This is a genomic window from Aeromonas sp. QDB18, from assembly GCF_027705325.1.
Classification (GTDB): domain Bacteria; phylum Pseudomonadota; class Gammaproteobacteria; order Enterobacterales; family Aeromonadaceae; genus Aeromonas; species Aeromonas caviae.
The window spans coordinates 36,405-58,628 of the sequence record NZ_JAPDBQ010000003.1 but is presented as its reverse complement, the minus strand read 5'-3'; the positions used below and the strand labels follow the sequence as shown (position 1 = coordinate 58,628).

At 66.1% G+C, this 22,224-nt stretch carries 12 protein-coding genes and 1 pseudogene; 7 read left to right on the top strand and 6 right to left on the bottom strand.

Going from position 1 to position 22,224, the window contains the following annotated elements; translation table 11 throughout:
• Nucleotides 1–2: 2 nt before the first annotated feature.
• The 5 genes and pseudogenes from amoB to amoH all read left to right on the top strand — a co-directional run bounded on the left by amoB (nucleotide 3) and on the right by amoH (nucleotide 12,598).
• Complete coding sequence (amoB, locus tag OKC30_RS01205; protein WP_160836942.1) at nucleotides 3–941, top strand: amonabactin biosynthesis bifunctional protein AmoB; 939 nt, start codon at nucleotides 3–5, stop codon at nucleotides 939–941.
• Nucleotides 938–4,039 (top strand): amonabactin biosynthesis non-ribosomal peptide synthetase AmoF, encoded by a 3,102-nt coding sequence (amoF, locus tag OKC30_RS01200; RefSeq protein ID WP_270674404.1) that lies wholly within the window; start codon nucleotides 938–940, stop codon nucleotides 4,037–4,039. Before amoB ends, amoF begins: the two co-directional genes overlap by 4 nt.
• 20 nt (nucleotides 4,040–4,059) lie before the next feature.
• Nucleotides 4,060–4,809, top strand: a pseudogene (amoA, locus tag OKC30_RS01195) (amonabactin biosynthesis protein AmoA).
• Nucleotides 4,810–4,823: 14 nt separating this feature from the next.
• On the top strand, nucleotides 4,824–11,060 hold the full coding sequence (gene amoG / locus OKC30_RS01190) for an amonabactin biosynthesis non-ribosomal peptide synthetase AmoG (protein ID WP_270666118.1): 6,237 nt from the start codon (nucleotides 4,824–4,826) through the stop codon (nucleotides 11,058–11,060).
• Nucleotides 11,057–12,598: an amonabactin biosynthesis glycine adenylation protein AmoH gene (amoH, locus tag OKC30_RS01185; protein ID WP_270666116.1), complete on the top strand. Its 1,542-nt coding sequence runs from the start codon at nucleotides 11,057–11,059 to the stop codon at nucleotides 12,596–12,598. Before amoG ends, amoH begins: the two co-directional genes overlap by 4 nt.
• A gap of 421 nt (nucleotides 12,599–13,019) precedes the next feature.
• Here amoH and OKC30_RS01180 read toward each other — a convergent pair whose 3' ends face one another.
• Nucleotides 13,020–13,958, bottom strand: a complete 939-nt coding sequence (locus OKC30_RS01180) for an ABC transporter substrate-binding protein (protein ID WP_042879381.1) — start codon at nucleotides 13,956–13,958, stop codon at nucleotides 13,020–13,022.
• Between the two features lie 185 nt (nucleotides 13,959–14,143).
• Here OKC30_RS01180 and OKC30_RS01175 point away from each other — a divergent pair, with 185 nt between their 5' ends.
• Entirely contained in the window at nucleotides 14,144–14,875 is a 732-nt protein-coding gene (locus tag OKC30_RS01175; protein WP_160836934.1) for a 4'-phosphopantetheinyl transferase family protein, read from the top strand.
• Nucleotides 14,876–14,965: 90 nt separating this feature from the next.
• Here the strand turns inward: OKC30_RS01175 and OKC30_RS01170 are convergent, their stop codons facing one another.
• The 5 genes from OKC30_RS01170 to OKC30_RS01150 form a co-directional block, all read right to left on the bottom strand.
• The gene (locus tag OKC30_RS01170) at nucleotides 14,966–15,784 is read right to left on the bottom strand and encodes an amonabactin ABC transporter ATP-binding protein (RefSeq protein ID WP_039038896.1); all 819 of its coding nucleotides are present in this window, start codon (nucleotides 15,782–15,784) and stop codon (nucleotides 14,966–14,968) included.
• A gap of 43 nt (nucleotides 15,785–15,827) precedes the next feature.
• Complete coding sequence (locus OKC30_RS01165) at nucleotides 15,828–16,877, bottom strand: amonabactin ABC transporter permease subunit 1 (RefSeq protein ID WP_160836930.1); 1,050 nt, start codon at nucleotides 16,875–16,877, stop codon at nucleotides 15,828–15,830.
• 12 nt (nucleotides 16,878–16,889) lie between these two features.
• A complete protein-coding gene (locus tag OKC30_RS01160; RefSeq protein WP_010674444.1) occupies nucleotides 16,890–17,906 on the bottom strand; it encodes an amonabactin ABC transporter permease subunit 2 in 1,017 nt (338 codons plus the stop codon).
• A gap of 78 nt (nucleotides 17,907–17,984) precedes the next feature.
• Nucleotides 17,985–19,958 carry a siderophore amonabactin TonB-dependent receptor gene (locus tag OKC30_RS01155; protein WP_198497353.1) on the bottom strand — a complete coding sequence of 658 codons (1,974 nt, stop codon included), beginning with the start codon at nucleotides 19,956–19,958 and terminating at the stop codon, nucleotides 17,985–17,987.
• A 60-nt stretch (nucleotides 19,959–20,018) separates the two neighbouring features.
• Nucleotides 20,019–21,254, bottom strand: a complete 1,236-nt coding sequence (locus OKC30_RS01150; RefSeq protein WP_103259985.1) for an MFS transporter — start codon at nucleotides 21,252–21,254, stop codon at nucleotides 20,019–20,021.
• A gap of 215 nt (nucleotides 21,255–21,469) precedes the next feature.
• Here OKC30_RS01150 and OKC30_RS01145 point away from each other — a divergent pair, with 215 nt between their 5' ends.
• The gene (locus tag OKC30_RS01145) at nucleotides 21,470–22,219 is read left to right on the top strand and encodes a hypothetical protein (protein WP_103259986.1); all 750 of its coding nucleotides are present in this window, start codon (nucleotides 21,470–21,472) and stop codon (nucleotides 22,217–22,219) included.
• The last annotated feature ends 5 nt before the right edge of the window (nucleotides 22,220–22,224 follow it).

The window sequence follows — 22,224 nt, the reverse complement described above, 5'->3', positions numbered from 1 at the left end:
TTATGGCTATCCCAACCCTGAACAATTACGCCATGCCCAGCCAGTGGAAGGCCAACAAGGTCGACTGGACCCTGGAACCCAAACGCGCCGCCCTGCTGATCCACGACATGCAGGAGTACTTCACCGCCTTCTATGGCGAAAACAGCCCGCTGATCGCGGCGCTCACCGAGCGCCTGGCCGCCGTGCGCAAGCAGTGCAAGGCCCTCGGCATTCCGGTCTTCTACACCGCCCAGCCTAAGGATCAATCCCCTGAAGATCGCGCTCTGCTCAACGACATGTGGGGCCCGGGTCTCAACAAGCGGCCCGAGCAGCAGCTGGTGGTGGCAGCGCTGCGCCCGGAGCGTGACGACACCGTGCTGGTCAAGTGGCGTTACAGCGCCTTCCAGCGCTCCGAGCTCGAGCAGATGCTCAAAGCGCTGGGACGGGATCAGCTGATCATCGGCGGCATCTACGGCCATATCGGCTGCATGATGACCGCCTGCGACGCCTTCATGCGCGACATCCAGCCCTTCTTCCTGGCGGACGGGGTGGCGGACTTCTCCCTGGCCGACCACCAGATGGCGCTCGACTATGTGGCAACCCGCTGCGGCAAGGTGATCCGCTGCGAGGAGGTGCTGGCCCTTGCTCCGGCTTCCGCTTCTGCCGCCCAGAGCAATTCGTTGTCCGCCAATCCATTACTGACCAATCCGTTGCTGACCTACGAGGGGCTCAAGGCGCGGCTGCTGAGTCACATCGACGAGGACGAAGGGGAGTTTGACCCCGACGAGAACCTCATCGACTACGGTCTGGATTCGGTGCGGATCATGGCCCTGCTCACCGAGTGGCGCGCCGCCGGGGTGGAGCTCGGCTTCGTGGATCTCGCCAAGCTGCCGACCCTCAACGGTTGGTGGCGCCTCATCGAGGCCAGGCTGGCAGCCCAGGCGCTGGAGGTGACCCCATGAACCGCTTCCCCTTGACCATCCCCCAGCAGGGGCTCTGGTCCGGACATCTGCTCAATGACGACAAGGCGATGTTCAACACCGCCGAGTGCATCGCCTTCGACGGCAAGGTCGAGGCGGCCGTGCTGGTCGCGGCCCTTGCCAAAGCGGTGGGGGAGTGCGAGGCGCTCAAGGGCCATTTCGAGCAGGATGGCGAGGCGGTCTGCTTCGTCTCGCATGAGCTGCCCCTGGCCTATGAAGAGGTCTCCCTCGAGCGCGATGACGAGACGTTGGCCCGCACCTGGGCCTGGGCCGATCTGCGCCGCCCGTTCGAGCTGACCCAAGAGCCGCCCTGCCGCTTCGCCCTGCTGCGCGGCCCCGGCCGCGATTACCTCTACAGCTGCGTGCACCACATCGCCCTCGACGGCTTTGGCACCACCCTGCTGTTCCAGCGCATCGCCGAACTGTATGCACAGGGGCTGGCCGGTGCGATGAACTCCCCATCCCCCTTCGGCTCGTTGGCGGAGGTGCTGGCGGAAGAGGCGAGCCGCGAGCTAAGCGGCAAGAACGCCGCCGCCCGCGCCTTCTGGCAGGAGCAGCTGCAAGGCTGGCCCGAGGTAAAATCTTTTGGCGAGACCCGCGCGCCGATTGCCGCCGACTTTATCCGCGAGAGCCGCCCGCTGCCGGCGGCGCTCTGGCAATCCCTGACCGGCTTTGCCGACGAGCACAAGCTGGGCTGGCCCGATCTGCTGCTGGCCGGCCTCTCTGCCCAACTGTCGCTTGCGAGCAGCCAGGATAAGACCCTGCTCGGCCTGATGATGATGAACCGCATCGGCTCGGCATCGTTGACCGTGCCCTGCATGCAGATGAACATTACCCCGCTGGCGCTGACACTGGGTGAAGAACTGGATCTGGCGGGCGCCGCCGGCGCCGTGGCCAAGGCCAAGCGCGGGGTGCGCAAACACCAGCACTATCGCTACGAGCTGCTGCGCCGCGATCTTGGCCTGGTGGGGGGCGACAAACGCCTGTTCGGCCCGCTGGTCAACATCATGCCGTTCGATCACGCTCGCCGCTTCGGGCCGCTATCTGCCCATATTCTCAACATCAGCGCCGGCCCGGTGGAGGATCTCACCATCGAGGTGCAGGTCGGCGTCGATGGCCAGCCCAGACTGGATCTGGACGCCAACCCCGGCTGCTACTGTCAGGCGGATCTGGCTGCCATCGCCGATACTCTGTTTGCCCTGCTGGGACGCTGGCTGGCCGAGCCAGCCCAGACTCTGGGAACGCTCAAGGCCGACTGGCTGGCCGAGCAGCGAGCCAGGGCGCTGATCGCCGGCCCCGCCCATGAAGCTCTCCAGGTGCGGCCGGTGCTGGAGGCGCTCTGCCACTTCGCCGCCCAGACCCCGGACAAGATTGCCTTGATTCAGAGCAATGCGCAGGGAGAGGCCCGCTTCAGCTACGAGGCGCTGCTGGCCCGCTGCGAACAGATGGCGGCCGCCCTGCAGGCCGAAGGCGTCGTCCCCGGCGACAAGGTGGGGGTCATGCTGGCCCGCACCCCCCAGGCCATCTTCGCCCAGCTGGCGGTGCTGCTGGCGGGCGCCGTCTACGTGCCCCTCGACCCCGAGCAGCCGCTGGAGCGCCAGGGCCATATTCTGCGGCTGGGGGAGGTCAAGACCCTGATCACCCAGGCCGAGTACCGCCACAAGCTGGCCAGCCTGTTTGCAGGGCGCACCCTGCTGGCGGGGGATCTGGTGAGCGATGATCGGCTCAACCAGCCGGCCGCTGGCCGCGCCGTCGCCTACCTGATGTTTACCTCGGGCTCGACCGGCCTGCCCAAAGGGGTGGCGGTGAGCCACGGCGCGCTGGATCACTTCGCCGCCGCCGCCCGCTGCCGCTACCACCTGGATGAAGAGGCGCGGATGCTGCAATTTGCCCCCTTCAACTTCGACGCCAGCATCGAGGAGGTGTTCGCCACCTTGAGCGCCGGCGCCACCCTGGTGCTGCGCACCGACGCCTTGCTCGAATCCATGCCCGCCTTTGCGGCTGGGGTGGAGCAGATGGGGATCACCCACCTCGACCTGCCCACCGCGTTCTGGAACGAGTGGGTGGTGGCGCTGACGGCGGGCCAGGCCCATATCCCTGCCGGGCTTACCACCGTCATCATCGGCGGCGAGGCGGTCTATCCCGAGCAGCTGGCCCAGTGGCAGCGCCAGGGCCGCTCCGATGTGCGCCTCTTCAACACCTACGGCCCCACCGAAACGACCGTGGTGGTGACCACCCAGGAGCTGCAACAGGAAGACCCGAACCAGGCCCAGTTGCCCATCGGCCTGCCGCTGCCCGGCATGCAGGCGCTCATCCTGGGGGCAGGGGAGCAACCCGCCAGCGAGGGGGAGCTGGTGTTGCTCGGCCCGCAGCTGGCCAACGGCTATGTGGGTGGCGTGCAAGGCAGCTTCGATACCTTGCGGGTTGGTGCGGAGCTGATGCCCGTCTATCGCACCGGCGATCGGGTGCGCTTGGTGGATGGCCGGCTGGTCTATCTGGGTCGGCGCGACAACGAGTTCAAGATAAGCGGCTATCGCATCCAGCCCGGCGAGGTGGAGGCCCAGCTGCTGGCCCTGCCGGGGGTGGACGAGGCCTGCGTGCAGGGGGTGAGCATCGGCAGCGTGCGCCGGCTGGTGGCCTTCGTGGCGGGGCCGGAGCGCGACAGCCGGGTCATCAAGGCGCAGCTGGCCAAGGTGCTGCCTGCCGCCATGATCCCCACCGATTATCGCCACTATGACCAGCTGCCCCGCACCGGCTCCAACAAGCTGGATCGCAAGGCCCTGCTGGCCGCCTACCAGGCGGGCGGCGAGGCCCTGACCCTGGGCAGCGAGACCGAGAACCGGGTTGGCGCCATCTGGCAGCAGATCCTGGGGCTCGCCACCATGGCGCCTACGGACAACTTCTTCGAGCTGGGGGGCCAGTCCCTGCAGACCATCCAGATCGTCAACCGGCTCGGCGCCGAGTTCGGGGTGCAGGTCAAGGTCTCCGACGTGTTCGATCACCCGCGACTCGATGACTTCTGCCGCTTCCTCGACGGCCTGCTTGCCGAGGACGAAGAGAGCGTGGAGATGGTGTGGTGATGAGCAAGGAGCAACAAGCAATGGCCTTTGATTTCAGTGGCAAGCGGGTCTGGGTGACCGGAGCCGGGCGTGGCATCGGCCGCGAGGTGGCAGCGCAGTTCGTGGCGGCCGGCGCATCCGTGGTGGGGCTGGATCTGGCGTTTCCCGAAGCGGGCTACCCCTATGCCACCCGGCTGCTCGATATTGGCGACTCGAAGGCGGTCAACGCCTGCTGCGCAGCGCTGCTGGCGGACGGCGGGCTGGATGTGCTGGTGAACGGGGCCGGGGTCTTGCGCCTCGGCCCCACCGAAACCTTAAGCGATGATGACTGGCACGACTGCATGACGGTCAACGCCAGCGGCGTCTTCTATCTGCTGCGGGCCCTGGTGCCCCACTTCAAGGGGCAGCGGCGCGGTGCCATCGTCACCATCGGCTCCAACGCTGCCCATGTGCCGCGCATGCAGATGGCGGCCTATTGCGCCTCCAAGGCGGCAGTCACCAGCCTGACCCAGACGGTGGGGCTGGAGCTGGCCCCCTTCGGCGTGCGCGCCAACCTGGTGTCGCCGGGCTCGACGGATACCCCCATGCTGCGCGGCATGCTGCCCAGCGAGTAGGCCATGGCCCGCACCATTGCCGGGCTGCCGGAGCAGTTCAAGCTCGGCATCCCCCTGCGCAAGGTCGCCACCCCGGCGGAGATCGCCCATACCGTCCTCTTCCTGGCCTCGGATCTGGCCAGCCACATCACGCTGCAGGATCTGGTCGTCGACGGCGGCGCCACCCTGAGTGCCTGAGGCTTGAGAAACAGATGAACAATATGATTTTGCTGTTGAAACAGCTGGAGCGGCAGGGGGTCAAGCTTGGGCTGAACGACAAGGGCCAGCTTATCTCCCAGTCGAGCAAGGAGGCGGTGACGCCGGCCATCGGCGCCACCATCAAGGCCCACAAGGATGAGCTGGTGCGCTGCCTGGCGGCCCGTGCCGCCTTCGAGGCGCCCATTCTTGCGCAACGTGAGGCCGAGGGCGCCCGGCAGGGGCCGCTCTCGTCGTCCCAGAGCGGGCTCTGGTTTATCGAGCAGTACGAGGAGGCCTCCCACCTCTACAACATGCCGGTCTATTTTCGCGTCAAGGGAGAGCTGGACACGGCGGCGCTGGAGTTTGCCTTCGACCACCTGTTTGCCCGCCACCCCAGCATGCGTACCCGCTTCATCAAGGATGAGGCGGGCAGGGGGGCCCAGGAGATCCTGCCCCATGTTCCCTTCAAGCTGCAGATAGAGGATGTCAGCGCAGAGCCCGAAGCCGAGCGCGAAGCCTATGTGGCCAGACGGGTGCGGGAAGAGATCGGGCGCCCCTTCTCCCTGACCCGGGGGGATCTCAGCCGGGTGCACCTTATTCGGCTGGGCAGCCGCGAGCACGTGCTGCTGATCACCCAGCACCACATCATCTCCGACGGCTGGTCGGTCAAGAACATGTTCGCGGATCTCAAGCGCGCCTTTCTTGCCCATCAGAACCGTGAGCCCCTGCAGGTGAGCGAGCTGCCGCTCACCTACATCGACTATGCCCGCTGGTTCAACTCACCGCGTTTTCTCGATTATCACGCCGAGTTCAAGCCGTTCTGGGTCGACTGGCTCGGTGGCAGCCCCGAGGTGCACGGTCTGCCGCTCGACAAGCCGCGCCCGGCCCATCAGGACAGCGGCGGCGAGCTGGTCTTCTCCACCATCGAGAGCGACCTGTGGGAGAGCTTCAAGCGCCTGTGCCAACGGCACAGCACCTCCAACTTCATCGGTCTGCACGCCCTGTTTGCCCTGCTGATGGTGCGCCAGAGCGGCGAGAAGGAAGTGGTGATCGGCACCCCGCTCGCCTATCGCGAGCGCCACGAGATCGAGTCCCTGGTGGGCTTTTTCGTCAATACGCTTGTGCTGCGCACTCAACTCAGCGGCAAGCCCAGCTTTGTCGACTATCTGCAGCAGTGCCGGGAGGAGGATCTGGCGGCCTTCGATCACCAGCTCTACCGCTTCGAGGCGCTGGCCGAGGCCATCGGCGCCGATCGCACCACCGCCATCAACCCCATCTTCCAGATCATGCTGGTCTATCAGGCCAAGGTGGACTTCAACGATCTCATCCCCGGCTGCCAGCTGGTGGAGGAGACCTCGCCGGTGCTGCCGGCCAAGACCGACATCTCGGTCAAGGTGACCGAGCTGATGGATTCCGTCAGGGTGGACTGGCTGTTTGCCACCGCCCTGTTCGAGCGAGAGACCATCCAGGCTCTTGCCGATCGCCTGTTGCACCTGATGCGCGCCGTGGTGGCGGCCCCCGAGACCGACATCTGGCAGTTGCCGCTGGAGGCGGGCACCGACCAGGCTGCGCTGGCCGCCGAGCTTGCCGATCTGCCGCCGGACTACCCGAGCCGCGACACCCTGCTCTGTCATATCGAGCGGCGCGCTATTCAGTTGCCGGACGCGCTGGCGGTCAGCGACGGCGTGCAATCGTTGACCTATGGCGAGCTGGAGGTGCGTGCCAACCGGTTGGCCCACTGGCTGCAATCCTGCGGCATTACCCCGGGCGCCGCCATCGGCATCCAGGCCAGACGCGATGTCGCCTTCGTCATCGCCCTGCTCGCCTGCTGGAAGGCGGGGGCGGCCTATGTGCCCCTCGACCCTGCCTATCCCGCCGAGCGGCTGGCCCATATCCTGGGCGATGCCTCCATCAGCCAGGTGCTGGGCGGCGTGCCGGATCCGCGGCTTGGCGAGGCGCTGGCGGGCACGACGGCCAAATATCACGATCTGCACCAGCTTGCGCTGGACAAGATGCCAACCAGCACGCCCGCACTGCCTCGGGACGCTGCCATGCTGGCCCAGATCATCTACACCTCCGGCAGCACCGGCCTGCCCAAGGGGGTCATGGTGGAGCAGGGCAGCCAGGTCAACCTGATGGCGGATCACGGCGAGCGCATCGCCCTTGGGAAGGGGGGCGCCATGTTCAACTGCATGTCTCTGTCGTTTGATGCCGGCAACATGACCACCCTGCTGCCGCTCTACTGCGGCGCGGCCCTGCACTTCGGCGAGCCGGGGGAGGGGGTGATCAGTGCCGCGATCGCTCGGGGTGCCAGCCATATGATCCTGCCCACGGCGCTGTTGGCAAATCTATTGCCCCCGGCGGAACTCGGTTCCCTCAAGGCCATCGGTTTTGGCGGCGAGGCGTGCCCGAGCAGCCTGGTGGAGCGTTGGGGGGAGCGGGTGGCGCTGTTCAACATGTACGGCCCGACCGAGTGCACCGTCACCGCGCTCTGCGCGCGGCTCACCCCGGGGGCGCCCATCACAATCGGTCGACCCGTCAACCACCTGAAGGCGCTGATCCTGGATGAGGCGGGCAACCTCTGCCCGGTGGGGGTGCCCGGCGAGCTCTGCCTGGCGGGGCTGGGGCTGGCCCGTGGCTACCTCAATCTGCCACAGCGTACCCAGGAGGTCTTTATCGAACTGGCCTTTGATGCAATGAATGAGGAACGTACCCATCGCCTTTATCGCACCGGCGATCGTGCCCTGCTGCGCCGCGACGGCAACATCCAGTATCTGGGCCGGATAGACGAGCAGATCAAGCTGCGCGGCTATCGCATCGAGCCGGGTGAGATAGAGACCCGGCTTGCCGAATTGTGCCCGGTCATCCGCCAGATCAAGGTGGTGGTGCAGGAGGGGCGCCTGCTGGCGTATGCCTGTTTGCAGGCCGGGGCCTGGGAGCCCGACGGCGATGCCCTGCTGCAGCGAGCCGGCGAGTGCCTGCCCGAATACATGGTGCCGGCGCGCCTGTGCTGGCTGCCCGAGATGCCGCTCACCCCCAACGGCAAGCTGGACTTGCGCCGACTGCCCGCCATCGTCTGGCAGCAGAGCAAGGGCGAGCCGCAAAACGAACTGGAGCAGACCGTGCTCGCCATCTGGCAAGGGGTGCTCAAGCAACCGCTCGGGGTGGAGGATGACTTCTTCCGGTTGGGCGGTGACTCCATCCTCAGCATCCAGCTCACCACCCGGTTGCGGGATGCGGGATTGCACTGCAGCGTGAAGGACGTGTTCGAAGCCAAGACGGTGCGCCGCCTCTGCCGCCAGCTCGGCCAGCAGCAGGCGGTCAGCCACAGGAGCGAGCAGGGCAGCCTGACCGGCGAGTTTCCGCTCCACTCCATTCAGCACTGGTTCTTCGAGCAGGGCTTTGCCAGGCCCGGTCACTGGAACCAGGGGGTGATCCTGCGCCAGCACCACGATGCCCTGCGTCTGGCGGTGACCCCGACCGGCCAGCGCTACCTGGCCGAACTGCCATTACCGCCGCTGCCGACCCTGGATGCCGGCAGCCTCGATGAGGCCGGGCTGCAGGCCCGCCTGACCGAGCTGCAGGGAGATTTCGACCCTGCCAGCGGCCACACTTTGGCCTGGGCCCGCCTGCGCAATCTCTCTCTGGAAGGTGAGCGGGCGGGCGATCGCGAGACGGTGGAGGGGCTCTTCCTCGCCTTCCATCACCTGGTGATCGATGCCGTCTCCTGGCGCATTCTGGCCGAGGATCTGGCTCGGGTGAGCAGGGGCGAGCCGTTGCCCGCCAAGGGCAGCAGCTATCGCCAGTGGGGCGAGGGGCTCGCGGCCTATGCCAAACGGGAAGAGGATCAGCTTGGCTTCTGGCTGGCGCAGGGGGAAGGCAGCCAGGGTCACCTGCTGGCAGCAGCGCGCGCCGCCGATGGCCGCGCCGCCGCCAGCCTGCTGCAGTTGAGTCAGGAGACCACGGCCCGTCTCATCGACACCGCCAACCAGGCCTACTTCACCCGGGTGCCCGACCTGCTGCTGGCGGCACTGACTCGTACCCTGAGCGAGCAGGGTTACGGCAGCCGTCACTGCGTGATGCTGGAAGGACACGGCCGTGAAGCCATCGATGCTGAACTCGACGTGAGCCGTACCCTGGGCTGGTTCACCAGCACCTACCCGCTGGCGCTGGCGGATGCCGGTGCGTGGGATGCGCTGGTGTGCGCCACCAAGGAGCAGCTGCGCGCCGTGCCGGACAAGGGGGTGGGTTTCAACGCCTTGCGGCTGCACCACCCACGTGGCTGGGCACTGCCCGAAGCCTTGGTGGTCTTCAATTACCTGGGGGTCAGCCATCTGAGCGTTGCAAGCCAAGCCTGGCAGCCCCTACCGCTGGCGCCGGGGGCACCCAGCTCCCCTGACAACTTGCCGCGTGAGCTGGTCAGCCTGCACGGGGGCGTCTATAACGGGCGCCTAACCCTGCGCCAGGTCGGCTCCCTCAACCAGCAAGGGAGCGACGCCCTGATGGCGCGGCTGGCGGACAACCTGACGGCGCTGGTGGAGCACTGCTGCAACCTGAAGGCCCCACGTCACACCCCGAGCGACTTCCCGGGGCTTGGCCTCTCGCAAGCCGCGCTCGATAGGGTGCTGAGCGGGCGCGAGGTGGAGACCCTGCTGCCCATGACCTCGCTTCAGCAGAGCATGTTCCATCACAGGGCGCTGCTGCCCCGGGATCACGCCTATCACCTGCAGACCGAGATTGACTATCACCAGCCGCTGGACGTGGCGGTCTACCGTCAGGCCTGGCAGGGGCAGATCGCCCGCTGGCCAGCCCTTCGCAGCGAACTGGTGCTGGCGGATGGGGTGGCGCTGCAGCGCATCCTCAAGCGCGCCGAGTTCCCGTTCCACTATGAGGATTTGTCTGAAGTGGAAAATGCAGAGGCTCGAGTTCAAGCCTATCGTGAGCAGGATCTGGCCCGCCCGGTCCCGCTGGAGCAGGCCCCCCTGCTGCGCCTTGCCTGTTTCAAATTGGCCCCCGATCACCACAAGGTGATCTTCAGCGCCCATCACGGCGTGCTGGATGGCTGGAGCGGCCCCGTGTTGCTGGGTTCCTTGCATCGTGGCTATCAGGCGCTGATGAACGGCCTGTTGCCGCAGGGCGAGCCGGATTCCGCCTGGCTCGAATTTGGCCGCCATATCGCCAGCCAAGCCCGCAGCGCCGAGACCTACTGGCAGGGGCGGGAGGAGCTGCTAACAAAGCCTAACGATCTCGCCTGCCTGTTCGGGGTGACGCTGGACGCTCGCGCAAGCGGGCGCCACACCCAGCAGCGACCGGCGGTGTGCGCCACGGCGCTGCCGGCCGAGGTAGCGACCTTGCTCGCGCGCCGAGCCTGCGAGCTTGGCGTGACCGCAGGCCTGTTGGCCCAATATGCCTGGCACCGTCTGCTGGCATGCCGCTCTGGCGATGCCGTTACCCTGGTGGGCAACGTGACCCCAGGCCGGGATTACCCCATCGAGGGGATCACCGCAAGCGTCGGGCTCTACATCAACAGCCTGCCGTTGGCCCTGGAGTGGCACACCGAGTTGAGCTTGGCCGAGCATATCGCCCGATTGCAGGCCGATCTGATGGCGCTCAATGAGCACGGTACCCAGTCGCTGGCGGCACTGACCAAAGGCCGGTCGCGTCTGTTCCAGAGCCTGTTCGTGTTCGAGAACTATCCCATGCCGGCAACCCCTGCCGCCCCCGAACCCCACCAGTTGGTGCCGCGCTTTGGCGCCGTGGTGGAGAAGGTGGAGCTTCCTCTCTCCTTGGTGGTCAGCAGCCGGGGCGAGACGCTCCAGCTGCGCCTCGAGTTCGACGGCGAGCAGATCCCCGAGGCCCGGGCAGAGGCGGTGCTGGCTGACTGGCTGGCCGAGCTCGACTGGCTGGCGCAGACGGATCTGAGCCAACCGGCCAGCGTGGCGGCGGTACAGTCCCCGGTGATGCCGCTGGTGGTCGCCACCAGGGCGGAGCCCAGCCTGGCTCAGCCGCCGGCCGAGGCCCGCGTGCTGGTGGCCCTGTGGGAGCGCCAGTGCGGCGTGCCCGGCATCTGGCAGCAGACCCTGTGTGAACTCGGGGTGGATTCGGTGCAGCAGCTCGCCCTGCTGGCGGCCCTCAACGAGGCGTTTGGCCAGGATCGGGCGCCGCTCACCCTGCAGACCCTCAAGGCCCATCCATCCCCCAGCCGGCTCTATCGACACTGGCTGGTGCGTCAAACGGAGGCCGCGCTATGACGGTGACCATCAAGCATAAGGCCCCGGCCGTGTCACCTCCGAGAGGCGCCCTCAAGGGGGCGGCCAACCTGGGCGCGCGGCTGGCGGCCTGTCTGGCCGCCACTCCGCTGGCCCCCGCCATCCGTATGGGCGGGGAGGGCATCAGTGAGGGCGGATCAGATGAGCAGTGGCTCAGCTACGGCGCGCTCAATGCCAGGGTCGGCCAGATTGCCACCCGTCTGCAGGGGCTGGCGGTGGGGGAGCGGGTCGGCCTCTATCTGGCGCGCAGCCCCGATCTGGTGGCCAGCCTGCTGGCCTGCCTGCGCCTCGGCCTCTGCTTCGTGCCGCTCGAGCCGGACTTTCCCCTGGAGCGGCTGCAGGGGATCGCCCGCCAGGCGCGCCTGTTGGCGGTGATCTGCGATGACGAGGCGGGCACCCCGGACTTCGGCTGCCCCCTGCGCACCCTGGATGGGCCAGCAGCAGGGCCCGTCTCTTGGCCTCAGGTGGATGACGCCCTGGCCGCCTACATGATGTTAACCTCGGGCTCCACCGGCGAGCCCAAGGGGGTGGTCATCAGTCGGCGGGCCCTGCTCTGCTTCCTCGACGGGATCCGCGAGCGGCTCGGCCTCTCACCTGGCTGCCACTGGCTATTCATCACCACTCCGGCCTTCGACATCTCCTTGCTGGAGATGTTGGGGCCGCTCTGGGGCGGTGGCCGGCTGACGGTGGCTGGCGGTGAGCACAACAAGGATCCGCTGGGGATGCTGGCCCTGCTCGAGGCCGACCCCTCCATCAACTGGCTGCAGGCCACCCCGGCCTGCTGGCGCATGCTGCTCAAGGCGGGCTGGCAGGGGCGCAATACCCTCACCGCCCTGTGCGGTGGCGAGGCGCTGGACCCAGGTCTGGCCGAGCAGCTCTGTGCCCGCACCCGGCGGCTGTGGAACTGCTACGGGCCGACCGAGGCCACCGTCTGGTCCCTGGTGAGCGAGGTGCGCTGGCCGCCGGTTGGCGGGCAGATCACCATCAGCCACAGCCTGCCCGGCTATCGTCACTGGGTGCTGGACGAGGCGGGGCAGCCGGTGGTAGAGGGGGAGTGCGGCGAGCTCTGCATCGAGAGCCCGGCCCTGTGCGAGGGGTACTGGCGCAAGCCGGCCTTGACCAGCGCCGCCTTCCTGCGCCTTGCCACCCATCGCCTCTATCGCACTGGCGATCGGGTGCGCCTCCTTGGGGCGGACCGCTTCCTCTATCTGGGACGGCGCGACGATCAGGTCAAGCTGCGGGGCTTTCGCATCGAGCTCGGCGAGGTGGAGGCGGGACTGCGCCGCCAGGCCGGGGTGCAGGAGGCGGCTGTGCGCCTGGTGGGCGAGGGGAACGAGGCCATGCTGGTGGGCTACGTGGAGGCGAAAAGCGGGGTGACCCTTAATCGCCTCGCCCTGCGCAAGGGGCTGCAGGCGACGCTGCCGCACTACATGGTGCCGACACGGCTTATCCTGCTGGATGCCCTGCCCAAGACCGGCAGCGGCAAGCTCGACAGAAAGGCGCTGCCATTACCGGGGTGACAAAGGGCTTGCAGGCTCGATGCCTCAATAACAGGGTGCTGGCACGGATCCTCTTGCTGGATGCCCTGCCAAAGACTGGCAGTGGCAAACTGGACAGAAAGGCGCTGCCATTGCCCGAGTAGTCGCCTTGCCGGATGGTAAGAGCGATGGATAAAAAAGAAGCCCGCATCATGCGCAATGCTGTTCAGATAAGCACATTTTTGACTAATTATTCATAAATGCGACTTGAGTTGGGGGAGCAAGGCTGTTTCCAGTCGATGTTCCTTCAGCCTTTATCCAGCGTGGCTTGCAATAGAAAGAGGGAGGCATCATGCCTCCCTCATTTTTTAGCCCTGATACTACGTGGACTGGAACTCAAATTCTCTTAAGTGAACAGCATTGCGCATCATGCGGGCTTCTTTGTTGGCCGTAAACCGAGGGATTAGTGAGCGATGGGGGCGGCATCCGCCTTGGTGAGCAGGCGCTCGACGTCGTCGATCACCTTGAGGGCCGCCTGGGGGCCGCCGGTGGAGGTCCAGAGTGACCCGTCCACGGCGCCGAAGCGCTTGCCCTTGATGGCGCCGAGCTGCTGGAAGGCCGGGGTCTGCTCGGCCTGCTTCATGGCATCCACCGCATCCCCGCTGGTGCTGAGGGTGCCGATCACCAGCCAGTCACCGTCCAGCAGGTTGAGGGATTCGAGGCTCAGGGCCGGGGAGTGGGGGCTCTTGTCGCCAATCTGGTGGGAGGGGCGGGTGAGCCCCATCTCGGTGACCACGCTGCTGGCGAAGGTGCCGCCGTGCATGTAGCTCGGCCCCTTGGGGTTCCAGCGCACTATGCTCATCTGTTCCCCCTGATGCTGGGCGAGCTTGCTGCGGGCCTCTGCCAGGCGGGCCTCATACCGGGTGAGGAACGCCTTGGCCTCGGCCCCCCGGTTCATCGCGTCGGCACTGCGACCGAACACGGTTTTCCAGGGCTCGCCCCAGTTGCCGGTGACGACGGTGGGGGCGATCTCCTTGAGCAGGGCCAGGAGCTCGGGCTTGGTCTGGCCGGTGAGGATGAGGTCCGGCTCCAGATCGATGAGGGTCTCCAGATTGGGGTTGTCCAGATCCCCGACCACGGCGATCTCCTTGCCCGCCTTGTCCAGCAGATAGCGGGGCAGGGTGGACTGGCCGCGCCCATTGACGGTGCCCACCGGCTGCACCCCCAGAGTCAGGGCGCTGTCGAGATCGAGTTCGCTCAACACGACGACCCGCCGGGGCGCATCGGGGACGCTCTGGGGCTGGCCGTTGGCATCGATGACCTGGCGGCTGCCCGCCTGGGCCTGGAAGCCCGTCAGGCTGGCCAGCATGAGCAAGGTGGCCAGCGGGGAGAAGATCTTCATGGTGACATCCTTATGGGTGAAATCGGTGGGCCGGAGTCTGTGGAAAGTGCCTGAGAGCCGCCCGGCCAGCCCCGAATGGGCGGGGACATGCTACCACAAAGCAAGTGAGAGGCGTTGTCATTTGTATTTGTGGCATGACCTCGGCTTGCTTTGGTACCATCGCAGGCCCCTGTCAGGAGCCTTGCATGTTGCCTCGTTGTCCCTCACTCGATGGATCCTTTGTCCGTCAATTCGATGCCTTGTACCTGCCGGGCCTGGAGACGCTGTCTCTTCATCGGGTCAGTTTTGATCCCGCCGCCTTCTCGCCGGAGTGCTTTGGGGCCCAGGGCATCATCCTGCCTGCTTCATTGCAGGGGGCTGCCCCCAAGCGCCTCGGGGAGTTTCTGGCGGGGCGTCTCGCAGCCCGTGAGGCCCTGCGTCCCTTCGGTCTTGCAGGATGCAGCGTGGCCATCGGAGCGGCCCGGGAGCCACTCTGGCCTGAAGGGGTGGAGGGGAGCATCAGCCACAGCCGGCTGGCGGGAGAGGGGGTGGCCCTGTGTGCGGTGCGTCCGGGCCAGGAGGGAATCGGGCTGGATCTGGAGGCCTGGCTCGATGGCGACCAAGGGGCGAAGCTCTGGCCCGGCATCATGGATGGGGAGGAGTGGGGGCGGCTGGAGGCGGGGGTTCACGACGCCCAGCTGAGCCTGGCAGAGGGCGTGACCCTGGTGTTTTCCGCCAAGGAGAGCCTCTTCAAGGGGCTCTATCCCCGGGTGGGGCGCTACTTTGACTTTCTCGATGCCCGCTGGCTCGCCATGACGGCGCAGACTCTCACCCTGGAGCTCAAATGCCCGCTGACACCGACCCTGCCAGCCGGCTGGCGCTGCACCCTGCACTGGCAAGCCCTGCCGGGGGGCGTGCTCACCGTCTTGCTGCTGTGAGCACGATGCCAGCGCCCGGATAACGCCAACGCAAAGCCCAGAGAAAGAAACCGCCATCAGGCGGTTTCTTTCTCTGGCACAGGGTATGGCTCAGGCCGACACGCCATGGTCGGCGCGCAGGCGAGGCGCTTCGTCAGCGCGTCGGCGGGGCACGATGACAGGGGCCCCGTCGCCGGGGGCGTGCAGTATGTCCACATCGGTCTGGTAGAGGCGATCGATGAGGGGCTTGGTCACCACCTCCCGGGCCGGGCCCATGGCCTGGATGGCGCCATCCCCCAGGGCAATCAGCTCGTCGCAGTAGCGGGCGGCGGTGGCGAGATCGTGGATGACGATAAGCACCGTCTTGCCCTCGGCGGCGACCCGATGGATGGCTTCCATCACCTCGGTCTGGTGGCCGATGTCCAGCGCGCTGGTGGGCTCGTCCAGCAAGATGATGTCCGCATCCTGTGCCAGCACCATGGCGAGCCACACCCGCTGGGCCTGGCCGCCGGACAGCGAACTGGCGCTCTGGTGCCAGATGGCATCAAGCTGCATCCGCTCCCGGGCCCAGTCCACCATGCGGGCATCTTCCTCGCTCCACTGATTGAACCAGCCCTGATGGGGATGGCGGCCATATTGCACCAGCTGCTCCACCAGGATACCGGGGGGGACCAGGGGGCGTTGGGGCAGATAGGCGAGTTCCCGAGCCAGGGCTTTGGCGCCATAGGCACCGAGTGGCTTCTCCTTGAGCAGGATCTCCCCGGACCGGGGCTGCTCCTGTCCCGCAAGGAGCTTGAGCAGCGTGGATTTGCCGCCGCCGTTGGGGCCGACGATCCCCACCAGCTTGCCCCGGGGGAGGGAGAAGGAGATCTCCTTGAAGATGGTCTTTTGCGGGTAGCCGAACTGGAGTCGGTTCACGGTGAGCGTCATCGGGCGGCCCTCGGTCTGTATTGAAAATGGATGAATGCCATGGTCAGTCGGCCTTCTGGCGATCTTTGAGCAGGATGAAGAGCAGCAGCAGGCCGCCGAGAATGCGGGTCATGATGCCGGTGGCCACCTCGTGGGGGCTGGCCAGCACCCGCACCAGGGTGTCGCTTGCGAGCAGCATCAGGGCGCCGCACAGGGCGGCAATCCAGAGCGGCACGATGCGATCCCGGCTGAGCCAGGAGGCAAGGATGGGGGCCGCCATGGCAATGAAGACCACGGGGCCGCCGATGGCGGTGCCAAGGGCTGCGACGATGATGGCCTGGGCCAGCACCCCGAGCTGGACCCGGTTCACGTTGACCCCGAGGGTGCTGGCCGTCACCGGTCCCAGGCGCAGCACGCCGAGGGAGCGGGAGAGACAGACGGTCCAGGGACAGATGAGCAGGAGCAGCAGGCTCACCGGTAGCAGGGTGCCATAGCCCTGACCGACGAAGTTGCCCATGTTCCACAGATAGAGGCTGGTGAGGTGCACCAGGGACTGGGTGGACATGACGAACTGGCCGAGGGCGTTCATCAGCTCGGAGACCCCGATGCCGATCACCACGAACAGGTAGCCCTGCTCCCCGGGCTTGTTGCACAGGGCATAGAGCACGGCGGCGGCAAACAGGGCGCCGAACGGCGCGGCCCACCAGGGCCAGGTGCCCAGCGTCAGATAGAGGGAGAAGATGATGATGGCAAGGGATGCCCCCTCGTTGACCCCTATCATGTCCGGGGTGGCGAGGCGGTTTCGCACCAGGGTCTGCACCAGGCAGCCCGAGAGTCCCATGGCGGCGCCGGCCACCAGCACCGCCAACAGGCGCGGCAGTCGGATCTTGAAGACGGTTACCTGATCGAGTCGGCTTCCCTCCCCGAGCAGGGTCTGGATCACCCCCATCATGGTGATCTTGCCGGAACCCAGGGTGAGGGCCAGCAGGGAGAGCAGGGTGAGGGCGAGCAGGAGCCCCAGGGTGATGAGCCAGGCGCGGCGGTGCAGCAACAGGGTGTGGCTGCCAAGGCGAAGGCAGAGGGTGCCGCTCGGGAGTGAGAGAGAGTTCTTCATGGGCGTGGCACCTTATTTGACGGCCAGCAGGGAGCGGAAGCCGCCGCTGCGCACCACCAGGATGAGCACGGGCGCCCCGATGAGCGCCAGAATGACGCCGTTGGGCAGCTCGTAGGGCTGGATTAGCCAGCGGGCCAGCACATCGGCTCCGAGCAGAAAGAGCACCCCGAACAGGGCGGAGAAGCGCACCTGGATGGCGAGGCGAACCGGCTCCACCAGGCGGGCGCAGTAGGCGGCGAGGAAGCCGACAAAGCCGATGGGACCAGCGATGGCGATGGCGCAGGCGGTGAAGAGCGTTGCGGCCAGGAGCACGCCGATCCGCACCCGGGTGGGGCGGATGCCGAGGGCCCTGGACTGGTGATCCCCCATCTGCATCAGGGTGAGAGGGCGACAGAGCGCCAGTGTCAGCAGCAGGGCGGCCAGGGCGAAGGGGACCACGGTGAGTACCGCTTCCAGACTGGAGGCGGCAAGGGACCCTAAGTTCCAGAAGCGGAACTGCTCCAGCACCACCCGGTTGGAGAGCAGCAGGAAGTTGGAAAGACCGCCGAAGGTGGCGGAGAGGGCGACCCCTACCAGGATGAGCTTGAGGGGGTTGGAGCGCCCCACCATGAGGCCGAGGCCCAGCACGATGAGGTTGCCGAGCAGGGCCCCCATGCCGGACCAGAGCAGATACCCGTAGGCGGATTCGACGCCAAACCAGGTGAGGCCGATCACCAGAGCAAAGACGGCGCCGGCATTGACCCCGAGCAGGCCGGGTTCGGCCAGAGGGTTGCGGGTGGCACTTTGCAGCATGGAGGCCGCCAGGGAGAGTGATGCCCCCACCACCAGGGCTGCCAGGGTACGGGGCAGGCGCAGGGTATGGACTATCATGGCGAGCTTTTCATCGGCCACGAAGGCGGGATCGCCCATCAGGAAACCAGCGACCTCGCGGCCACCATAGACACCGGCCCCGGTGGCCAGTGACAGACAAATCAGCAGGAAGAGGAGCAGCACGCCGAGCCAGAACAGCCGAGCTTGGTATCTGAGCACTCAATGACTCCTTGAATTCGGGGAGGCAGAAACGCAAAAAGGGAGCCCCGCGACCGGGGCTCCCGCAGACAGGATGGATTACAGCTTGTAATCGACCCCTGCGTAGACGGTGCGACCTTCCAGGATGAAGTCGGCGTCGGTCGCCACCTCGTCACGCTGGGTGTTGGTGAGGTTGGTGATGCCGAGCTTGAAGTCCAGGGCCGGCGTGACGGTCCACTTGGTGTTCACGTCCAGGGTCTGGTAGTGCTTGGAGGTGAATGCCTGGGCGTTGCGGGCCGGCACCTTGATCAGCTGGCTGCCGACATACTGCCAGGCCAGGTTGGCGCTGACCACGTCGCTCGCCTTCCAGTCCAGGCCGATGTTGCCGGTGTGATCCGGGGTCTTGGCCAGATCGTCACCCGTGCTCTTGTCTTCGGAGTCCAGAAGGGTCAGGTTGCCGGTCAGCTGCACGTTGTCCAGCACGTCGAACCAGCCGGTCAGCTCCAGCCCCTTGATGCGGGCCTTCTTGACGTTGAGGTAGGTCATGACGGTCGGACGGTAGCCCGGGCCCCACTGATCGCTCTGGATCAGATCCTCGATCTCGTTGTGGAAGCCGGTCACCCCTGCGCCGAAGCGATCGGCGTTGTAGGCGGTGCCAAGCTCGTAGCTGACGGAGGTTTCCGGCTTCAGATCCGGGTTGCCTATCACCTTGCAGGCGCCGCGGCAGGCGGTGGTGGCGAACCCTTCGCTGGACTGGGCCAGGGTCGGGGCCTTGAACGCCTTGCCGGCGCCCCCCTTGATCACCCACTCGTCACTCAGGGAGTAGAGGGCGTAGGCACGGGGGCTGAACTCGTTGCCATAGGTCTCGTGGTGATCCAGACGGCCGGAGAGCGTCAGGGCCAGATCCCCAAAGCCGAACTCGTCTTGCAGGTAGAGGGCGCTCTGGCTCGCATCCACGCTGCCGTTCTGGATGCTGCGGCTGTGCTCCAGCTCGGTCTTGCGGAACTCTGCACCCGAGGTCAGCAGGTGATCCCCGAGGTAGCCGCTCAACTGGCCATCCACCGTGTTGTTGGTCTGGGTGATGTCGGCGGCGCCACCGTTGAGCTGGGAGTCATCCATCAGATCGGTCTGCTCGAAGTAGTAACGAGCGCGGCTGTCGAAGTGTTCCCAATGGCCGTTGTGGGTCAGCCCCAGGCTCAGGCGATCGAGTTTCTGCACGTTGTGGGGGGTAGCCGGTGCGGTCGGGGCACGGGGCACGTTGTTGAAGTAGCTGTCCATGTCGTTCTGGTTGTAACCCAGATCGAAGTCGATGTCCTGGTTGTCGGCCACCAGCCACTTCAGGCTGGAGAGCACGTTGACCACTTCCCGTTTCTCCAGGGCGTCGGCATCCGGGTTGTTGGACTGCTCGCTCTTCCAGCGATCCCGCTGATAGCCTTCCACCACCACGCTGCCCAGCAGCTTGTTGTCGATCAGGGCGCCGGAGACGAAGGCGCTACCCTGGTTGGCATCCCCGCCATCCCCCTTGGTGGGCATGGTGTGGGTGTAGCCGACGGCCGCTTCGGTGTTCTCCTTGGCCTGGCGCAGGATCACGTTGACCACGCCGCCGAGGGCATCGGCCCCGTACAGGGAGGAGACGGGACCGCGGATCACCTCGATGCGCTCGATGGCGGCCATGGGGATGGAGCTTAAGTCGAAGTCGTTGCCAAAGGAGCTGCCCAGGGTCTCGCGGGCGTTGACCCGCTTGCCGTTGACCAGCAGCAGGGTGTAGTCACCGCCCATGCCGCGGATCTTGATCTCGTTGCGACCCGTGGGGTTGGTGCCGATGATGTTGACACCGGGCACGTGCTTGAGGGCATCGCCGATGTTGTTGACGTTCATCTTGTCCAGATCGGCGCGGGTGACCACGGAGACGCTGGCCGGGGCGGTCAGCTCGGTGTGCTTGGTCTGGGTGGCGGTGACCACCACCGTCTCGTTGGCCTTGACGGACTCGGCCTGGGCCAGGCCCGGTACGGCCAGCAGACCAAGGGAGAGCAGAATGGGGTTCAGTTTAAAGAGGCCGTGCTGCAACTGCATTGTCAAAAACTCCATGGATATAACTGAGGTTATGGGGTCCGGATTCTTCTGATCCGGTGCTCACTGACTTCCTTGTCTGGCGGTGCCAGAGGCAGGATTATTGTTATCTCTTGTGCTCTTCAGGCCCCGGATGAGGAACCAGACACCGGCGCAGGCCACCAGGGTGCACGCAATGTTGATCCAGGCCAGGGTGGGGAAACCGTGCAGGGCGCCCCCCTCGTCGGAGACCAGATATCTGGCGGAGAACAGGCTGCCTAGGCCCGCCGCCACATTGGTGACCGAGCCCTGGAAAGACATGAAGGCGGCGCGCTGATGGGGGGCCGGAATGGCCGCCGTGACCGCGAGGGTGGTGCTGGCACGGGCGGAGCTCAGGGCCATGAAGAGGGTGAACAGCAGATAGAGAGGCAGGCCTGCCGGCAAGGCAAAGCCCACCAGGGTGATCAGGGCCAGGGCCAGGCTGGTGAGCAGGATGGCGCCCTGGGCGCGGCCCTGATCGATCCAGCCGCCGCACAGGCGCATGGTGGCCATGCTGGCAAGGCCGCCGCACAGATAGAGGCTGGCGATCTGCTCGCGCGGGAAACCCAGGTTGAACTGGAAGTAGTTGGCAAAGTGCGGAATGAGCAGGAAGTGGCCGAACATCTGCAGGCAGAGGATGAAGAGGGCTCCCTGGCAGAGCGGTGACCCCAGCAACTGGCGCATCCCCTGGCCTGCCGGGGCCCGGTTGACCGGCAGGGACGGCAGCCAGATGGCACACAGCAGGGCCAGCAGCAGGCCGCCAGCACCAAACAAGAGGAAGGGGCTCTGCCAGCCAGACCACTGGGCCAGCACGAGGGCCGCGGGCACGATCAGAATGGCGGCCAGGGAAAACGCCATGCCCACGTAGGCGAGACGGCGGCCCCGCTCGGCGGGCGGTACCAGATCCAGCACCGCCGCCATCAGGATGGCCCCAAGGGGGCCGGCGACGCAGCCGGACAGGATAAAGAGCAGCAGCAGGGTCTGGCTATCCTCGGCCAGGGCGCAAGCCATCAAGAGCAGGAAGCGCAGGACCAGCAGTACCAGCAGGGCGGGTTTGCGGTTGACCCGATCGAGCCAGGGGGCGGCCAGGAGGCCCAGCAGGGCGGCTCCCAGGGTGGCGCCGCCGCTGAAGTAACCTGTCTGCTCCGGCAGCATCCCCAGGCGGGTTACCAGTTCCGGGCCAAGGGGCATCACCATCATCATGCAGCCCATGGAGAGCATGTTGATGAGCAGCGCAAGGTGGATGGCGGCAGGGGTGGATGCGACGGATTCTGGCTTCATCAGAGGCTGACTCGAAAAAATGAGTCCGAATTGTATCCGAGGGTTTTTGTTGTGACAACAAATGATAACCATTTTTATTTGTATTTATTGGTATCTTAACGAGTCTTTATCAGGTGCCTCTGTGTGGGGTTGCATACTAGGCCCGTTGCAATCGGGGCGCCATGGACCATGATGGCAGGAAGCGAGAGGGTGGCGGTGAACGCCGGGAGGAGAAGATGCGCGCTGGATCAGGGTATTGGGGGCTGGGGTGCTGCCTGTTGCTGGCATTGCCCCTGAGGGCCGAAGTGAAGGTCATACCGGTATTCGAGGCGGATGCCGCGGTGCAGACGCTCAAGGAGATCTACCCGGATCTCGGGGTGAGCGCCATGGGCAACCAGCTGGTACTGAGCGGAACCCCCGCCCAGTTGCAGGAGGCCGAGCGTACCCTGGCGCAAGTGAACCAGCCGCCCCAAAGCCTGCTCATCGAGTGGCGGGTGGATGGCGCCTCCAGCCGTCAGCAGGCCGGAGTGGGGCTGGGCCTGGATGCCAAACGGCAGTGGCTGCTGGAGGGGGATGCCCGGCACTATGAACGCAGCCAGAGTGACAACTGGCAGGTGCGTGGCCTCTCCGGACGGCCCGTGTTGTTGCAGATGGGGTCCTATCAGCCGGTCACCTTTTACCAGTGGCAGGGGGGAAGGGTGGTGGGCATGATGCCGCTGATGAACGGTCTCTACGCCACCGCGACCCTGATAGGGGACAGGGTGCAGGTGGCCCTCAGCAGTGAACAGGCAAGAGTGGAGCGAGGCAACATACACACCGGCCAGAGTGCCACCGAGGTGAGCGGCGCCCCGGGCCAGTGGCTGACGGTGGGGGAGCTTTCCACAACCCAAGGCAGCCGGGAGGCCGCGATCGCCAATCCATCAGGCATGGGCGGGGCCAGCGGCAGCGAACGCCAGACTCTGCAGATCCGGGTCACGCGCCAGTGAACCAG